Annotated in this window: 13 protein-coding genes and 1 pseudogene; 6 read left to right on the forward strand and 8 right to left on the reverse strand. The window is 71.2% G+C overall.

Annotated elements, in window-relative coordinates; genetic code table 11:
- The 4 genes and pseudogenes from OG2516_RS02975 to OG2516_RS02990 form a co-directional block, all read right to left on the reverse strand.
- Positions 1-429, reverse strand: a pseudogene (locus OG2516_RS02975) (transketolase); the annotation flags it as partial.
- A gap of 25 nt (positions 430-454) precedes the next feature.
- Positions 455-949 (reverse strand): pantetheine-phosphate adenylyltransferase, encoded by a 495-nt coding sequence (coaD, locus tag OG2516_RS02980; RefSeq protein WP_007254130.1) that lies wholly within the window; start codon positions 947-949, stop codon positions 455-457.
- Between the two features lie 67 nt (positions 950-1,016).
- Positions 1,017-1,451 carry a CBS domain-containing protein gene (locus OG2516_RS02985; protein ID WP_007254131.1) on the reverse strand — a complete coding sequence of 145 codons (435 nt, stop codon included), beginning with the start codon at positions 1,449-1,451 and terminating at the stop codon, positions 1,017-1,019.
- Positions 1,452-1,512: 61 nt separating this feature from the next.
- A complete protein-coding gene (locus OG2516_RS02990) occupies positions 1,513-2,379 on the reverse strand; it encodes a LysR family transcriptional regulator (protein ID WP_007254132.1) in 867 nt (288 codons plus the stop codon).
- A 90-nt stretch (positions 2,380-2,469) separates the two neighbouring features.
- Here OG2516_RS02990 and OG2516_RS02995 point away from each other — a divergent pair, with 90 nt between their 5' ends.
- The 3 genes from OG2516_RS02995 to OG2516_RS03005 all read left to right on the forward strand — a co-directional run bounded on the left by OG2516_RS02995 (position 2,470) and on the right by OG2516_RS03005 (position 5,682).
- A complete protein-coding gene (locus OG2516_RS02995) occupies positions 2,470-3,969 on the forward strand; it encodes a CoA-acylating methylmalonate-semialdehyde dehydrogenase (RefSeq protein WP_007254133.1) in 1,500 nt (499 codons plus the stop codon).
- Positions 3,970-4,055: 86 nt separating this feature from the next.
- Positions 4,056-4,475, forward strand: a complete 420-nt coding sequence (locus tag OG2516_RS03000) for a hypothetical protein (protein WP_007254134.1) — start codon at positions 4,056-4,058, stop codon at positions 4,473-4,475.
- Between the two features lie 79 nt (positions 4,476-4,554).
- Positions 4,555-5,682 carry a carboxylate-amine ligase gene (locus tag OG2516_RS03005; protein WP_007254135.1) on the forward strand — a complete coding sequence of 376 codons (1,128 nt, stop codon included), beginning with the start codon at positions 4,555-4,557 and terminating at the stop codon, positions 5,680-5,682.
- Positions 5,683-5,904: 222 nt separating this feature from the next.
- Here OG2516_RS03005 and OG2516_RS03010 read toward each other — a convergent pair whose 3' ends face one another.
- On the reverse strand, positions 5,905-6,849 hold the full coding sequence (locus OG2516_RS03010; protein ID WP_007254136.1) for a glycosyltransferase family 2 protein: 945 nt from the start codon (positions 6,847-6,849) through the stop codon (positions 5,905-5,907).
- 82 nt (positions 6,850-6,931) lie between these two features.
- Between OG2516_RS03010 and mmsB the strand changes: the two genes are divergently transcribed.
- On the forward strand, positions 6,932-7,804 hold the full coding sequence (mmsB, locus tag OG2516_RS03015) for a 3-hydroxyisobutyrate dehydrogenase (protein WP_007254137.1): 873 nt from the start codon (positions 6,932-6,934) through the stop codon (positions 7,802-7,804).
- 60 nt (positions 7,805-7,864) lie between these two features.
- On the opposite strand, the gene OG2516_RS03020 is transcribed toward mmsB, so the two are convergent.
- Positions 7,865-8,635 carry a Bax inhibitor-1/YccA family protein gene (locus OG2516_RS03020; protein WP_007254138.1) on the reverse strand — a complete coding sequence of 257 codons (771 nt, stop codon included), beginning with the start codon at positions 8,633-8,635 and terminating at the stop codon, positions 7,865-7,867.
- 135 nt (positions 8,636-8,770) lie between these two features.
- Positions 8,771-8,977 (reverse strand): DUF1127 domain-containing protein, encoded by a 207-nt coding sequence (locus tag OG2516_RS03025; protein WP_007254139.1) that lies wholly within the window; start codon positions 8,975-8,977, stop codon positions 8,771-8,773.
- Between the two features lie 137 nt (positions 8,978-9,114).
- On the opposite strand from OG2516_RS03025, the gene OG2516_RS03030 reads away from it, so the two are divergent.
- Entirely contained in the window at positions 9,115-9,969 is an 855-nt protein-coding gene (locus tag OG2516_RS03030) for a LysR family transcriptional regulator (protein ID WP_007254140.1), read from the forward strand.
- 36 nt (positions 9,970-10,005) lie between these two features.
- Positions 10,006-11,118, forward strand: a complete 1,113-nt coding sequence (locus tag OG2516_RS03035) for a pyridoxal phosphate-dependent aminotransferase (RefSeq protein ID WP_007254141.1) — start codon at positions 10,006-10,008, stop codon at positions 11,116-11,118.
- Between the two features lie 14 nt (positions 11,119-11,132).
- Here the strand turns inward: OG2516_RS03035 and OG2516_RS03040 are convergent, their stop codons facing one another.
- Positions 11,133-12,314, reverse strand: a complete 1,182-nt coding sequence (locus tag OG2516_RS03040) for a pyridoxal-phosphate-dependent aminotransferase family protein (RefSeq protein ID WP_007254142.1) — start codon at positions 12,312-12,314, stop codon at positions 11,133-11,135.
- Between the last annotated feature and the right edge of the window lie 69 nt (positions 12,315-12,383).

Below are 12,383 nucleotides of genomic sequence, written 5' to 3' on the forward strand. Positions count from 1 at the left end.
CATGCCGTGTTCGCGGATGCCGTAGTAGACGTAGCGGCCCTTGCGGTCGTCGGCGGTGAAGATGCTGAGATCGGAGGTCAGGGTGTTGTTCGAGCCGGTCAGGTCGGCGGAGCCGCCGAGCGTCTCGCGCACCACCGGGTTGATCACCTCGAGCGCCTTTTCTGACGCCGCGCGCGTCGCCATCTTGGGCGCGCTCTCCGACATCTGCTTCTTCAGCGCCCGCACCGTCGAGACGAGCTTGTTCGGGATCTCGCCCGACATCGCGGCCTCGAACTTCTGGCGCTTGCCCTGGGGCAGGGCGTCCAGCCGCGACTGCCACTCGGCGCGGGCGGCGCCGCCGCGCTCGCCGGTCTGCTCCCACATCGCCTTGATGTCGGCGGGCACCTCGAACGGGCCGCCGGTCCAGCCGTAGGCCTCCTTGGCGGCCTGCCGGCCCCCCCGTGCCTCCCGCACATTACTGCGGGTACCGCCCCCGCAGCGCCTCCGCGACGGCGGGGGTGACGAACTTGGTCACGTCGCCGCCGAGGCGGGCGATCTCCTTGACCAGCTTGGAGGCGATCGCCTGGTGCTGGGCCTCGGCCATCAGGAACACCGTCTCGACGCTGTCGTCGAGCTGCCGGTTCATGCCGACCATCTGGTACTCGTACTCGAAATCCGCCACCGCGCGCAGGCCGCGGATGATGAGCTGGGCGCCGACGTCGTGGGCGCAGTCGATCAGCAGGTTCTCGAACGGGTAGACCACGATCTCCGTCGCCGCCGCCTCGGACAGCGCCCGGCACTCCGCCTCGATCATCGCCACGCGGGTCTCCAGATCGAAGGCCGGCCCCTTGTCGCGGTTGATCGCGACGCCGATGACGAGGCGGTCGACCAGGCCGCAGGCGCGGCGGATGATGTCGAGGTGGCCCAGCGTGACCGGGTCGAACGTGCCGGGGTAGAGACCGATGCGCATGGGCACGCTCCTGCTGACTGATCGCTTCGCGCCACGCAACATGATCGATGCTGCAAGTGCAAGGGCCTCAGTGGCCCATGATCATGCCCTCCAGAGCGTCCTTCTCCATCGCCAGCTCGCTCAGCCGCGCCTTGACCACGTCGCCGATGGAGATCAGCCCGACCATCTCGTCGTTCTCCATCACCGGCAGGTGGCGGAAGCGGCCGGTGGTCATCATCTCGAGCACCTGGTCGGCGCTGTCGTGGGGGGTGCAGGTGGTGAGCTTGTCCGTCATCATGTCGTGCACGCCGTCCTGCAGGCACTCGGCGCCGCGACGGCCGAGCTCGCGGACGATGTCGCGCTCCGACAGGATGCCGAGCGGCACGCGACCGTCTTCGGAAATGACCACCGCACCGACCTTCTTGTCCGACAGGAACGCCACCGCCTCGGCGACGGACTTGCCCGGAGCGAGGGTCAGGACGCCCTCGTTGGCTTTCGAGCGCAGGATCTGGTGAACGAGCATGTGGTCTTCCTCCGTGACGACGTCCCCTGCCCCGCAGCGTCGGGCGCGCGCTCGGCCCCTGTCAAGTGTCTTGCACCATCGCCTCGAGCCGCGCGACCTCGGCCCGCAGCCCGTCGGCGAGCGCGCGGGCGAGTCGGTTGAGCCGGTCGGAGCGGCGGTCGGCGGCGTGGCGCACGAGGTAGAAGGAGCGGGTCAGCGAGACGCGATCGGTGTCGGTGCGCACGAGCTCGGGGGCGAAGGGCAGCGCGAAGTCGTGCACGATCCCGAGCGCTCCGCCCTGGCGCAGCATCTGGAGCTGCACCGCCACCGAGTTCGACGCCAGCCGCACCCGCTCGGTGCCGAGCTCGCTCAGGTAGTCGAGCTCCCGGTCGAAGATCATGTCGGGAATGTAGCCCACCACGGGCGCGTCCGGCCCCGGCGGCAGGTCGCGGTGGCGCGCGAGGTGGAGGTGGTAGTCGGTGATCTTCTGCACCGTCAGCCGCCCCGCCTCGGGGGCGGAGACGGTGATCGCCATGTCGGCCTCGCGCCGCGACAGGTTGACCACGCGCGGCAGCGACAGCACCTGGATGTCGAGCGCGGGGTTGTCGGCGGCGATGGCGGCGCAGACGCGGGGCAGCAGGAAGTTGGCGCAGCCGTCGGGCGCGCCGATGCGCACCTGCCCCGTCAGACCCTCCTCGCCCTGCCCCTCGTCGAGCGCCGCGCGCAGCGCGCTCTCCGCCCCGGCGGCGTGGTCGCGCATCCGCGCACCGCGATCGGTCAGCGCGTAGCCCTGCGGGCTCTTGGCGAACAGCGCCGCGCCGAGCTCGTCCTCGAGCCGGGCGATGCGCCGCCCGACGGTCCCCGGGTCGAGCTTGAGCGCGCGCGCCGCGCCGGTGAGGCTCTCGGCGCGGGCGACAGCGAGGAAGACGCGGATGTCGTCCCAGTTCATGCAGGCATCCTTGCAAGACGGTTTTGGCAACCTCGCCCTTTTGCCCGCATCCCTGCAAGGCTACTTAGCGTCCGAACAAGGAGGACTCCCATGCAGGACCTATCCCATTACGTGAACGGCGCCCGCGTCGCCGGCACCTCGGGCCGCTTCGCCGACGTCTTCAACCCCGCCACCGGCGAGGTGCAGGCCCGCGTGCCGCTTGCCAGCCGCGCCGAGGTCGACGACGCCATCGCCAAGGCCGCCGCCGCCCAGCCCGCCTGGGGCGCCACCAACCCGCAGCGCCGCGCGCGGGTGATGATGCGCGTGGTCGAGTTGCTCAACCGCGACATGGACAAGCTCGCCGAGGCGCTCTCGCGCGAGCACGGCAAGACCCTGCCCGACGCCAAGGGCGACATCCAGCGCGGCCTCGAGGTCATCGAGTTCTGCATCGGCGCGCCGCACCTGCTCAAGGGCGAGTATACCGACGGCGCCGGCCCGGGCATCGACATGTACTCCATGCGCCAGCCCCTCGGCGTCGTCGCCGGGATCACCCCGTTCAACTTCCCGGCGATGATCCCGCTCTGGAAGATGGGCCCGGCGCTCGCCTGCGGCAACGCCTTCATCCTCAAGCCGTCCGAGCGCGACCCTTCGGTGCCGCTGATGCTCGCCGAGATCTTCCTCGAGGCCGGCCTGCCGGAGGGCGTGCTGCAGGTCGTCAACGGCGACAAGGAAGCGGTCGACGCTATCCTCGAGAACGAGACGGTGCAGGCCGTGGGCTTCGTCGGCTCCACGCCGATCGCCGCCTACATCTACGCCAAGGGCTGCGAGCACGGAAAGCGCGTGCAGTGCTTCGGCGGGGCGAAGAACCACATGATCGTCATGCCCGACGCTGACATGGACAAGGCCGCCGACGCGCTCGTGGGCGCGGGCTACGGCGCCGCGGGCGAGCGCTGCATGGCGATCTCCGTCGCCGTGCCCGTGGGCGAGGAAACCGCCGACCGGCTGGTCGAGAAGCTCGTCCCGCGGATCGAGGCGCTCAAGGTCGGCCCCTACACCGCCGGCGACGACGTCGATTACGGCCCCGTCGTGACCGCCGCGGCCAAGGCCAACATCGAGAAGCTCGTGCAGTCGGGCGTGGACGCCGGCGCGGAACTGGCCGTCGACGGCCGCGACTTCAAGCTGCAGGGCTACGAGGACGGCTTCTTCGTCGGACCGCACCTGTTCGACCGCGTCACGCCGGACATGGAGATCTACCGCAAGGAAATCTTCGGCCCCGTCCTGTCGACCGTGCGCGCCGGCTCCTACGAGGAGGCGCTGAAGCTGGCGATGGACCACGAGTACGGCAACGGCACCGCGATCTTCACCCGCGACGGCGACGCCGCCCGCGACTTCGCCAGCCGGGTCAACGTCGGCATGGTCGGCATCAACGTCCCGATCCCGGTGCCGCTGGCCTACCACACGTTCGGCGGCTGGAAGAAGTCGGGCTTCGGCGACCTCAACCAGCACGGGCCGGATTCCTTCAAGTTCTACACCCGCACCAAGACCGTGACGGCGCGCTGGCCGTCGGGGATCAAGGAGGGCGGCGAGTTCAACTTCAAGGCCATGGACTGATCCTTCGCCCGGCGCGCGTCCTGCGGCGCGCCGGGCAGCCTTCCGGCGTTGACGCTAGGGGATTGTGCTATACCCTAATCGGTCAAATGTCGGTCGATTTCTCCATCTTTTCCCGCCTCGGGATCGTCTACGTGCGCTACAGCGGTTTCGCGTGGCTCGACGACAGCTTCGCGGCCTTCGCCCGGTACGCGCAGCACCCCGACTATCGGCCGGGCCAGCGCCAGCTCGTCGATCTGAGCGGCGTCGCCGGGTTCGAGAACGACTACGCCAAGCTCCTCGCCCTGCAGGCCCGCAAGGCCGACAACTTCACGGGGCACGAGAGCCAGACGCTGCTGGTCTACTACGCGCCCACCCGCGTCGCCTACGACATGGCGATGCTGATCCGCCGCTCGTGGGAGGGGGTCGAGGGCATGGTGATCCGCGTCGCCGAGACCGAGCGCCAGGTGCTCGAGCTGCTCGGCCAGCCCGAGGAGAGCATCGCCGATCTCATGGAAAAGGCCGGCTGACGCGGCAAAACGCCGACCCCGGCTCGACTTCCGGCCCGCGCGCCCAATCTCGTGAATCGGAGCGAGCGCGGGAGGCACGATGCAGGATCCGGATTTCACCCTCGGCGTCGAGGAAGAGTACCTGCTGGTGGACCGCGAAAGCCTGGCGCTGCGCGAGGCGCCCGAGGGGCTGCTCGAGGCCTGCCAGGCGCGGCTCGGCGACCAGGTGAGCCCGGAATACATGCAGTGCCAGATCGAGATCGGCACCGGGGTCTGCGCCACCATCGCCGAGGCGCGCGACGACCTCAGGCGCCTGCGCAGCTGCATCTCTGAGGAAGCCGCGAAGTTCGGCATGTCGCCCATCGCCGCCTCCTGCCACCCGCTCGCCGACTGGAAGCAGCAGCTCAACACCGACCGACAGCGGTACAACCAGCTGCGCGACGATCTCGGTGGCGTCGTGCGGCGGATGCTGATCTGCGGGATGCACGTCCATGTCGGGCTCAACGACGACACCCTGCGTGCCGACCTGCTGGGGCAGATGGCCTACTTCCTGCCCCACCTGCTCGCCCTGTCGGCCTCCTCGCCGTTCTGGCAGGGCGAGGATACCGGCCTCGCCTCCTACCGCATCAGCGTGTTCGACAACCTGCCCCGCACCGGCCTGCCGCCGCGCTTCGACAGCTGGGAGGAGTACGAGCGCTCCGTGGCGGCGCTGATCGACCTCGACCTGATCGAGGACAGCTCGAAGATCTGGTGGGACCTGCGCCCCTCGCACCAGTTCCCGACGCTCGAGAGCCGGATCTGCGACGTGCAGCCGCTGCTGTCGCACACCGTCGCGCTCGCGGCGCTCACCCAGTGCATCGCGCGGATGCTCTGGCGGCTGCGCCGGCTCAACCAGCGCTGGCGGCGCTACGAGAACTTCCTGATCGCCGAGAACCGCTGGCGCGCGCAGCGCTACGGGACGGGCGGCGGACTGATCGACTTCGGCCGCCACGAGATCGTGCCGGTGCCGGCGCTGCTCGAGGAGCTGATCGAGCTGGTCGCCGAGGATGCCGACGCGCTCGGCTGCACCGAAGAGATCGCCTCGGCGCGCCGCATCATCGAGGGCGGCACCAGCTCCGAGCGGCAGCGCGCGGTGGCCGATGCGGCGCGCGAGGGTGGCGCGGATCGCGACGGGCAGATGCGCGCGGTGGTGCAGAGCCTGATCGACGAGTTCCACGCCGACCTTTGAGGGGCGGGGGCGCATCGAAAGGCCGGGCAGCGCCGTCCCGCCGGGGCGGGGTCGAGCTGCTCGGTTCGGCGCAGGGAGACCAACGCAGCTCCCGAGGCACGGACCTCGCCAGAAGCGCCGCCCCGGGGGGGCGGGACGGCGCTGCCCGGCCGAAGGCCGGGCGGGAAGGGCTGGATCGTCCAGGCTGCCGTTGGCTAGCCTTGGCGCCCCGATCACCGCCGCCTACTCGCCGATCACCTCCTCGTAGAGCCGACTGGTCCCGCCGAGCGCGCCTTGCGCCCAGCCCGCAGCGACGCCGAGCGCGCGCACCCCGTCGAGCCCGCCGGAGCGCCGCGCGAGCACCCACGGCAGCGCCCGCAGCGCGCCGCCGACGCTCTGCGTCGCGGCGTGGAAGACCGCCTTGCCGATCCCGCGTCGGCCGGTCTTGCGGAAGCGGATCGCATACTTGGCCAGCGTCTGGCTGCGCGCGCGGCGGTAGATGTAGGCGGCGGTGAGCTTGTCTGCGGGGATCACCTCGCTCAGCCGCGCCCGCTCGACCCAGCCGAGCCGCAGCCCGCGCGCGGCGCAGCGGTCGGAGAAGTCGGTGTCGGAGCCGCCGGTGAAGCGCAGCGCCTCGTCGAAGCGCAGCCCGCCCTGCAGCACCTGCGCCCGGCAGAGCCAGTTCGACGTCGGCAGCCCCGAGACGCGCCCCCGCGCCCGCGCCGCCTGCCGCAGCCGCGCCCGCGCCTCGAAATGGGCGAACACCGCCTCCTGCGCCGGGCTCAGCGCGCCGCGCGGGCGCACCGGGTCCACCGGCCCGCCACAGAGGTCGAAGCCTCCCGCCCGCGCGCCCTCGACCAGCTCGGCGATCCAGTCCGGCGGGGCGCGTTCGTCGTCGTCGAGGAAGGCGAGCCAGTCCGCGCCCTCCTCGAGCGCGGCGGCGATGGCGGCGTTGCGCGCGACGGGGATGCCGAGGCGCGGCTCGTGCACCGCCCGCGCCCGCCGGCCGCCCTGCCGCGCGAAGGCCGCGACTTCGGGTTCGATGGTGAAGCCGGCATCGTTCTGCACGAACACGAACACGAGCTCCGCCTCCTCGGGCGGGACGAGCTGCGACAGCCCCACGAGAAGCTGGCGGAACATCGCGTCCCGCCCCCGTGTCGCCGCCGCGATGACCACCGTCTCGACCATGGCTCTCCCTTGCCCGCCCCTCTTGCAAATGGCAACGCTCCGCCCGACCCTCCGGGCAACCACGGATCAAGGAGACCTCGCCATGAAGATCGGTTTCATCGGCCTCGGCAGCATGGGCGCCCCCATGGCGGCGAGCCTCGCCCGCGCGGGGCATGGGGTGAAGGGGTTCGATCCCGCCGCGCGCGCCCCGGAGGGGGTCAGCGCCTGCTCCAGCGCGCTCGAGGCGGCGATCGGGGCCGAAGTGGTGATCCTGATGCTCCCCGACGGCGGCGCGGTCCGCGACGTCGCCGGGCGGATCCTCGACGGCATGTCGGCGGGCGCGGTGCTGGTCGACTGCTCCACCATCGACGTCGCCACCGCCCGCGAGGTCGCGCGGCTGGGGGGCAGCCACGGCATCGCCTGCCTCGACGCACCCGTCACCGGCGGCACGACGGGCGCGGCGGAGGGCGGGCTCACCTTCCTGGCGGGGGGAGATACCGACGCCTTCGCCCGGGTGCGCCCGCTCTTCGAGACAATGGGCAGCCGCGCCGTCCATTGTGGCGCAGCGGGCAACGGCCAGGCGGCCCGGCTCTGCAACAACATGATTCTCGGCGCGACGATGATCGCCACCTGCGAGGCGATGGCGCTCGCCGAGAAGCTGGGGCTCGGGCAGAAGGCGCTGTTCAACGTGGTCTCGACCTCGTCGGGCTCGTCGTGGTCGATGAACACCTACTGCCCCGCTCCCGGCATCGGCCCGGCCTCGCCCGCCGACGACAATTACCGCCCGGGCTACGCCGCCGAGCTGATGCTCGAGGACCTCCGCCTCGCCCAGGCCGCGGCGGCCGACTGCGACGCCGACACCCCGCTCGGCGCGGCGGCCGCCGAGCTCTATCGGGCGTTCGTCGAGGAGGAGGACGGGCGCGGCAAGGACTTCTCCGCCATGCTGCCCCGCCTGCTCGCCCGCGGCCGCACCTGAGTGCGCAAACGAAAGGGGCCGCCCGAAGGCGGCCCCGATGTCTGTCAGGCGGTGCCTGTGTTACTCGCGATTGCCCATGAGTTGCAGCAGGAACATGAACATGTTGATGAAGTCGAGGTAGAGGTTCAGCGCGCCCATGATGGCGGCCTTGCCGAGCCACTCCTGATCCCCATGCGCCGCGTGGGCGATGTAGGTGTTCTTGATGTTCTGCGTGTCGTAGGCGGTGAGGCCCGCGAAGATCAGCACGCCGATGATCGAGATCGCGTACATGATCGCCGGCGATTGCAGGAAGATGTTCACCAGCGACGCCACGATCAGGCCGATCACGCCCATGATCAGGAACGACCCCCAGCCGGAGATGTCCTTCTTGGTGGTGTAGCCCCAGAGCGACAGGCCGGCGAAGGCGATCGCCGTCACCAGGAAGACCTGCACGATCGAGTACGACGTGAAGGCGATGAAGATCCAGCTCAGCGACAGGCCCATCAGCGCGGCGAAGGTGTAGAAGAACAGCTGCGCGCTCGCGGCGGAGAGACGGTTGATCATGGCGCCGAAGGCGAAGACCATGACCAGCGGCAGGAACATGATGACCCACTTGAGCGGCGAGGCGTAGATCGCGTAGCCGAAGTCGGTCAGGTACTTGTCCGCGCCGATCTGGTAGGCGTTGGCGACGTCGGTGACGGCCAGCCCGTTGATCGCCCAGGCGGCGAGCGCGGTGATCAGCATGCCTACGGACATCGTGCCGTAGACCTTGTTCATGTGGGCCTTGAGCCCCTCGTCGATGGCGGCGGAGCGGACACCGTCCGCCGTCCGAACCGTCTGATATTGAGCCATCCATTCCCTCCAAAGCAAGACTTTGACCCACCTGCGGGTCTTGGGCTGAATATTGGGAATCCGCGCCCGTCTTTCAAGCCAATCCCGACGCGGCAGCACCGGAATCGGCGGCGAAAGACGCGATCTGGCGCCGGCTCAGCGCAGCCAGTGCGTGGGGACGTCCCACAGCGGGCGCTGCGCCTCGGAGCGGGCCTCGAGGTCGCTGACGCCGATGTCGGCGAGGGCGCGGGCATCGAGGCGGGCGAGCGCGCGGCGCTGGCGGTAGAGCGCGAGGTAGTCGGCGAGGCCCAGGCGGGGGGCGCGGGCGGAACGGACGGCGGGGGAGGCGGTCATGACGGTCATGGCATCGGGCTTTCGATATCGGGGGCGTGTCTCTCCGTGATGGAATCACGCCGTGTCATCAGGATGCTTGATATCTAGGCGCGCGACCCGCATGATGGAAACGAATGATCGACAACTAGACCATCACGGAACGTGATATGCCCCGGAACCTCGACCTCACCGCCGTCCGCTCCTTCGTCGCCACCGCCGAGGCCGGCGGCGTCACCCGCGCCGCGGGCCTGCTGCACCTCACCCAGTCCGCCGTCTCGATGCAGATCAAGCGCCTCGAGGAGAGCCTCGATTGCCGCCTGTTCGACCGCGGCGGGCGCGGCTTCGGGCTGACGAACGCCGGCGAGCAGCTGCTGTCGCACGCGCGCAAGATGCTGGCGATCAACGACGACATCTTCCACCGGCTCACCTCGAAGGAGTTCGAGGGCGAGATCACCCTCGGCGTGCCGCACGACATCGTCTTCCCGCACATCCCCGAGGTGCTGCGCCGCTACGCCGTCGAGTTCCCCAACATGAAGGTGCAGCTCGTCTCCTCCTTCACCAGCGTGCTCAAGGAGCAGTTCCGGCGCGGCGAGGCCGACCTGATCCTGACCACCGAGGACGAGCTCGACGCGGGCGGCGAGACGCTGGTGCGCAAGCGGCTCGAATGGCTCGGCGCGCCCGACGGCGCGGCGTGGCGGGCGCGGCCGCTGCGGCTCGCCTTCGAGCGGCGCTGCATCTTCCGCCACGGCATCCTGCGCGAGCTCGACTCGGCCGGCATCCCCTGGGAGATGGCGATCGACAGCGAGACGGCCCGCTCCGTCGACGCCACCGTCAGCGCCGACCTCGCCGTCACCGCCCGCCTCGAGGGGACGGCGCCGCACTACCTGCAGCCGATCGCCCACGGCGGCAGCCTTCCCGGACTGACGGAGATGCGGGTCAACCTCTACCTTGCCGACCAAGGCCAGGGGCCGGCGGCGGAAGGGCTCGGACAGCTGATCCGCGCGGCCTACGCCAACGGGTGATTGCGGGCGCGGGCGGGGGCTGGTTATGTCGCCGCCATGACGACAGACCGCCTCCTGACCCCGCTCGCCGCCGCCCTGCCCGCCTCGGTCCCCTTCGTCGGGCCCGAGACGCTCGAGCGCGTGCGCGGCGCGCCCTTCACCGCCCGCCTCGGCGCCAACGAGAGCGTGTTCGGCCCTTCGCCCGCCGCCGTCGACGCGATGCGCGCCGCGGCCGCCGAGGCGTGGAAGTACGGCGACAGCACCAGCCACGAGCTGCGCACCGACCTCGCCGCGCATCACGGCGTGACGCCCGAGCACATCGTCGTCGGCGAGGGGATCGACGGGCTGCTCGGCACGCTCGTGCGCCTCACCGTCGCCGAGGGCACCCCCGTCGTCACCTCCGCCGGCGCCTACCCGACCTTCAATTACCACGTCACCGGCTTCGGCGGCGCGCTGCACACGGTGCCCTACACCGCCGACCACGAAGACCCGGAGCGGCTCGTCGCGAAGGCGCGCGAGGTGGGCGCGCGGCTCGTCTACATCTCCAACCCCGACAACCCGATGGGCAGCTGGCACGGCCCGGCCACGCTGGCGCGGATGATCGACGCGCTGCCCGCGGACGCGCTGCTGGTCCTGGACGAAGCCTACGCCGATTTCCTCCCCGAGGCCGACCGCCTGCCCGAGCGCGCCGACGACCCGCGCGTCATCCGGATGCGGACCTTCTCCAAGGCCCACGGCCTCGCCGGGGCGCGGATCGGCTACGCGCTCGGCGCGCCGGGTCTGATCGCCGCCTTCGAGCGGGTGCGCAACCATTTCGGCGTGACGCGGATGAGCCAGGCGGGGGCGCGCGCGGCGCTGGCGGATGCGGACTGGCTCGCCGGGGTGGTCGCGCGCGTCGCGGCGGCGCGGGCCCGGCTGGCGGAGATCGCCGCGGCCGAAGGGCTGACGGCGCTGCCCTCGGCGACCAACTTCGTCGCGATCGATTGCGGCGGCGACGGCGCGCTGGCGCGGCGGGTGCTCGAGGAACTGGCGGCGCGCGGGGTGTTCGTGCGGATGCCCGGCGTCGCCCCGCTCGACCGCTGCATTCGCGTCGGCTGCGGCACCGACGCCGATCTCGACGCCGTCGCGGCCGCGCTCGGCCCCGCGCTCGCCGCCGCCCGCTCGGCCTGAGCCGGCCGCCGCGCTCAGCAGCCCCGGGCGACGACCTCCGCCGCCGCGCTGCCCGCGCCCGGCCCGAACGGAATCGACAGCGCCGCCATGCCCGCCTCCATCACGCCCACGACGCCGAGCACCATGTGCGCGTTGACGTGGCCCATGTGGCCGACGCGCAGGTAGTCGACGCCCGGATCGCGCCCGAGCCCGATCCCCAGCGTCACCCCGAGCCGCTCCGAGCAGAAGCGCCGCAGTTCCTCCGCCTTGCCCTCGGGCAGGTGGACGGAGGTGACCGCGAACGAGCGCTCCTCGGGGCGCGGCACGTTGAGCCTCATCGCCCCGCCCTGCCCCCAGGCGTCGACCGCCGCCCAAATCGCGCCCGACAGCACCTCGTGGCGGTGCCAGATCGCCTCCAGCCCCTCGGCGAGCAGCATGTCGAGCGCGGTGCGCAGGCCGTAGAGATGGTGCGTCGGCGCGGTGCCGCCGAAGAACTGGTAGAACATCTCCGGCCGCGCCCGCACCGTCCACGACCAGTAGCCGCTGACCTTGTTGGCCCGCTGCACCGCGTCGGCGCGCTCGTTGAAGAACAGGAAGCCGAGGCCCGGCGGGGTCATCAGCCCCTTCTGCGAGGCGGCGACGACGACGTCGGCGCCGAGGGCGTCCATCTCGAACGGGTCGCAGCCGAGCGAGGCGATGCAGTCGACCATGAGCAGCGCCGGGTGGCCGGCGGCGTCGATGGCGGCGCGCACGGCGGCGATGTCGTTCCTGACGGTGGTGGCGGTGTCGACGTGGTTGACCAGCACCGCCCGGATGCGCCCCGCCCTGTCCTCGCGCAGCGCGGCCTCGATCCGGCCGGCGTCGAGCGCGCTGCTGAGGCCGAAGTCGATCTCTTCGGCCACCAGCCCGAGCCCGCGCGCCATCTCGGCCCAGCCCTCGCCGAAGCGCCCGGTGACGCAGCAGAGCACGGTCTCCCCAGGCGCGCAGACGTTCGCCAGCGCCGCCTCCCACGCGCCGTGCCCGTTGGCGATGTAGATCGCAACCTGGTGCTCGGTCACCGCGATGCGCTTCAGGTCGGCGGCGATGGTCGCGGTCATGTCGACGAGCTCGCCCTCGTAGATGTTGGGCGCGGGGCGGTGCATCGCGGCGAGCACCGGGTCGGGCATCACAGAGGGTCCGGGAATGGCGAGGTAGTGGCGGCCGGCGGCAAGGGTCATGGGGCGCTCCCGGAGTGGCGGAGCGGCGACCTTATCGCCGGCCCCGGCCGCGTCAATATCCGATCCGCG

This window comes from Oceanicola granulosus HTCC2516, assembly GCF_000153305.1.
GTDB classification, from domain to species: domain Bacteria; phylum Pseudomonadota; class Alphaproteobacteria; order Rhodobacterales; family Rhodobacteraceae; genus Oceanicola; species Oceanicola granulosus.

Excerpts from the sequence above, each read along its gene's own strand:
- OG2516_RS03000 (WP_007254134.1), top strand. The coding sequence starts at position 4,056 with ATGTCGGTCGATTTCTCCATCTTTTCCCGCCTCGGGATCGTCTACGTG.
- OG2516_RS03030 (WP_007254140.1), top strand. The coding sequence starts at position 9,115 with ATGCCCCGGAACCTCGACCTCACCGCCGTCCGCTCCTTCGTCGCCACC.
- OG2516_RS03005 (WP_007254135.1), top strand. The coding sequence starts at position 4,555 with ATGCAGGATCCGGATTTCACCCTCGGCGTCGAGGAAGAGTACCTGCTG.
- OG2516_RS03010 (WP_007254136.1), bottom strand. The coding sequence starts at position 6,849 with ATGGTCGAGACGGTGGTCATCGCGGCGGCGACACGGGGGCGGGACGCG.
- mmsB (WP_007254137.1), top strand. The coding sequence starts at position 6,932 with ATGAAGATCGGTTTCATCGGCCTCGGCAGCATGGGCGCCCCCATGGCG.
- coaD (WP_007254130.1), bottom strand. The coding sequence starts at position 949 with ATGCGCATCGGTCTCTACCCCGGCACGTTCGACCCGGTCACGCTGGGC.
- OG2516_RS03040 (WP_007254142.1), bottom strand. The coding sequence starts at position 12,314 with ATGACCCTTGCCGCCGGCCGCCACTACCTCGCCATTCCCGGACCCTCT.
- OG2516_RS03025 (WP_007254139.1), bottom strand. The coding sequence starts at position 8,977 with ATGACCGTCATGACCGCCTCCCCCGCCGTCCGTTCCGCCCGCGCCCCC.
- OG2516_RS03020 (WP_007254138.1), bottom strand. The coding sequence starts at position 8,635 with ATGGCTCAATATCAGACGGTTCGGACGGCGGACGGTGTCCGCTCCGCC.
- OG2516_RS02990 (WP_007254132.1), bottom strand. The coding sequence starts at position 2,379 with ATGAACTGGGACGACATCCGCGTCTTCCTCGCTGTCGCCCGCGCCGAG.
- OG2516_RS02985 (WP_007254131.1), bottom strand. The coding sequence starts at position 1,451 with ATGCTCGTTCACCAGATCCTGCGCTCGAAAGCCAACGAGGGCGTCCTG.
- OG2516_RS03035 (WP_007254141.1), top strand. The coding sequence starts at position 10,006 with ATGACGACAGACCGCCTCCTGACCCCGCTCGCCGCCGCCCTGCCCGCC.
- OG2516_RS02995 (WP_007254133.1), top strand. The coding sequence starts at position 2,470 with ATGCAGGACCTATCCCATTACGTGAACGGCGCCCGCGTCGCCGGCACC.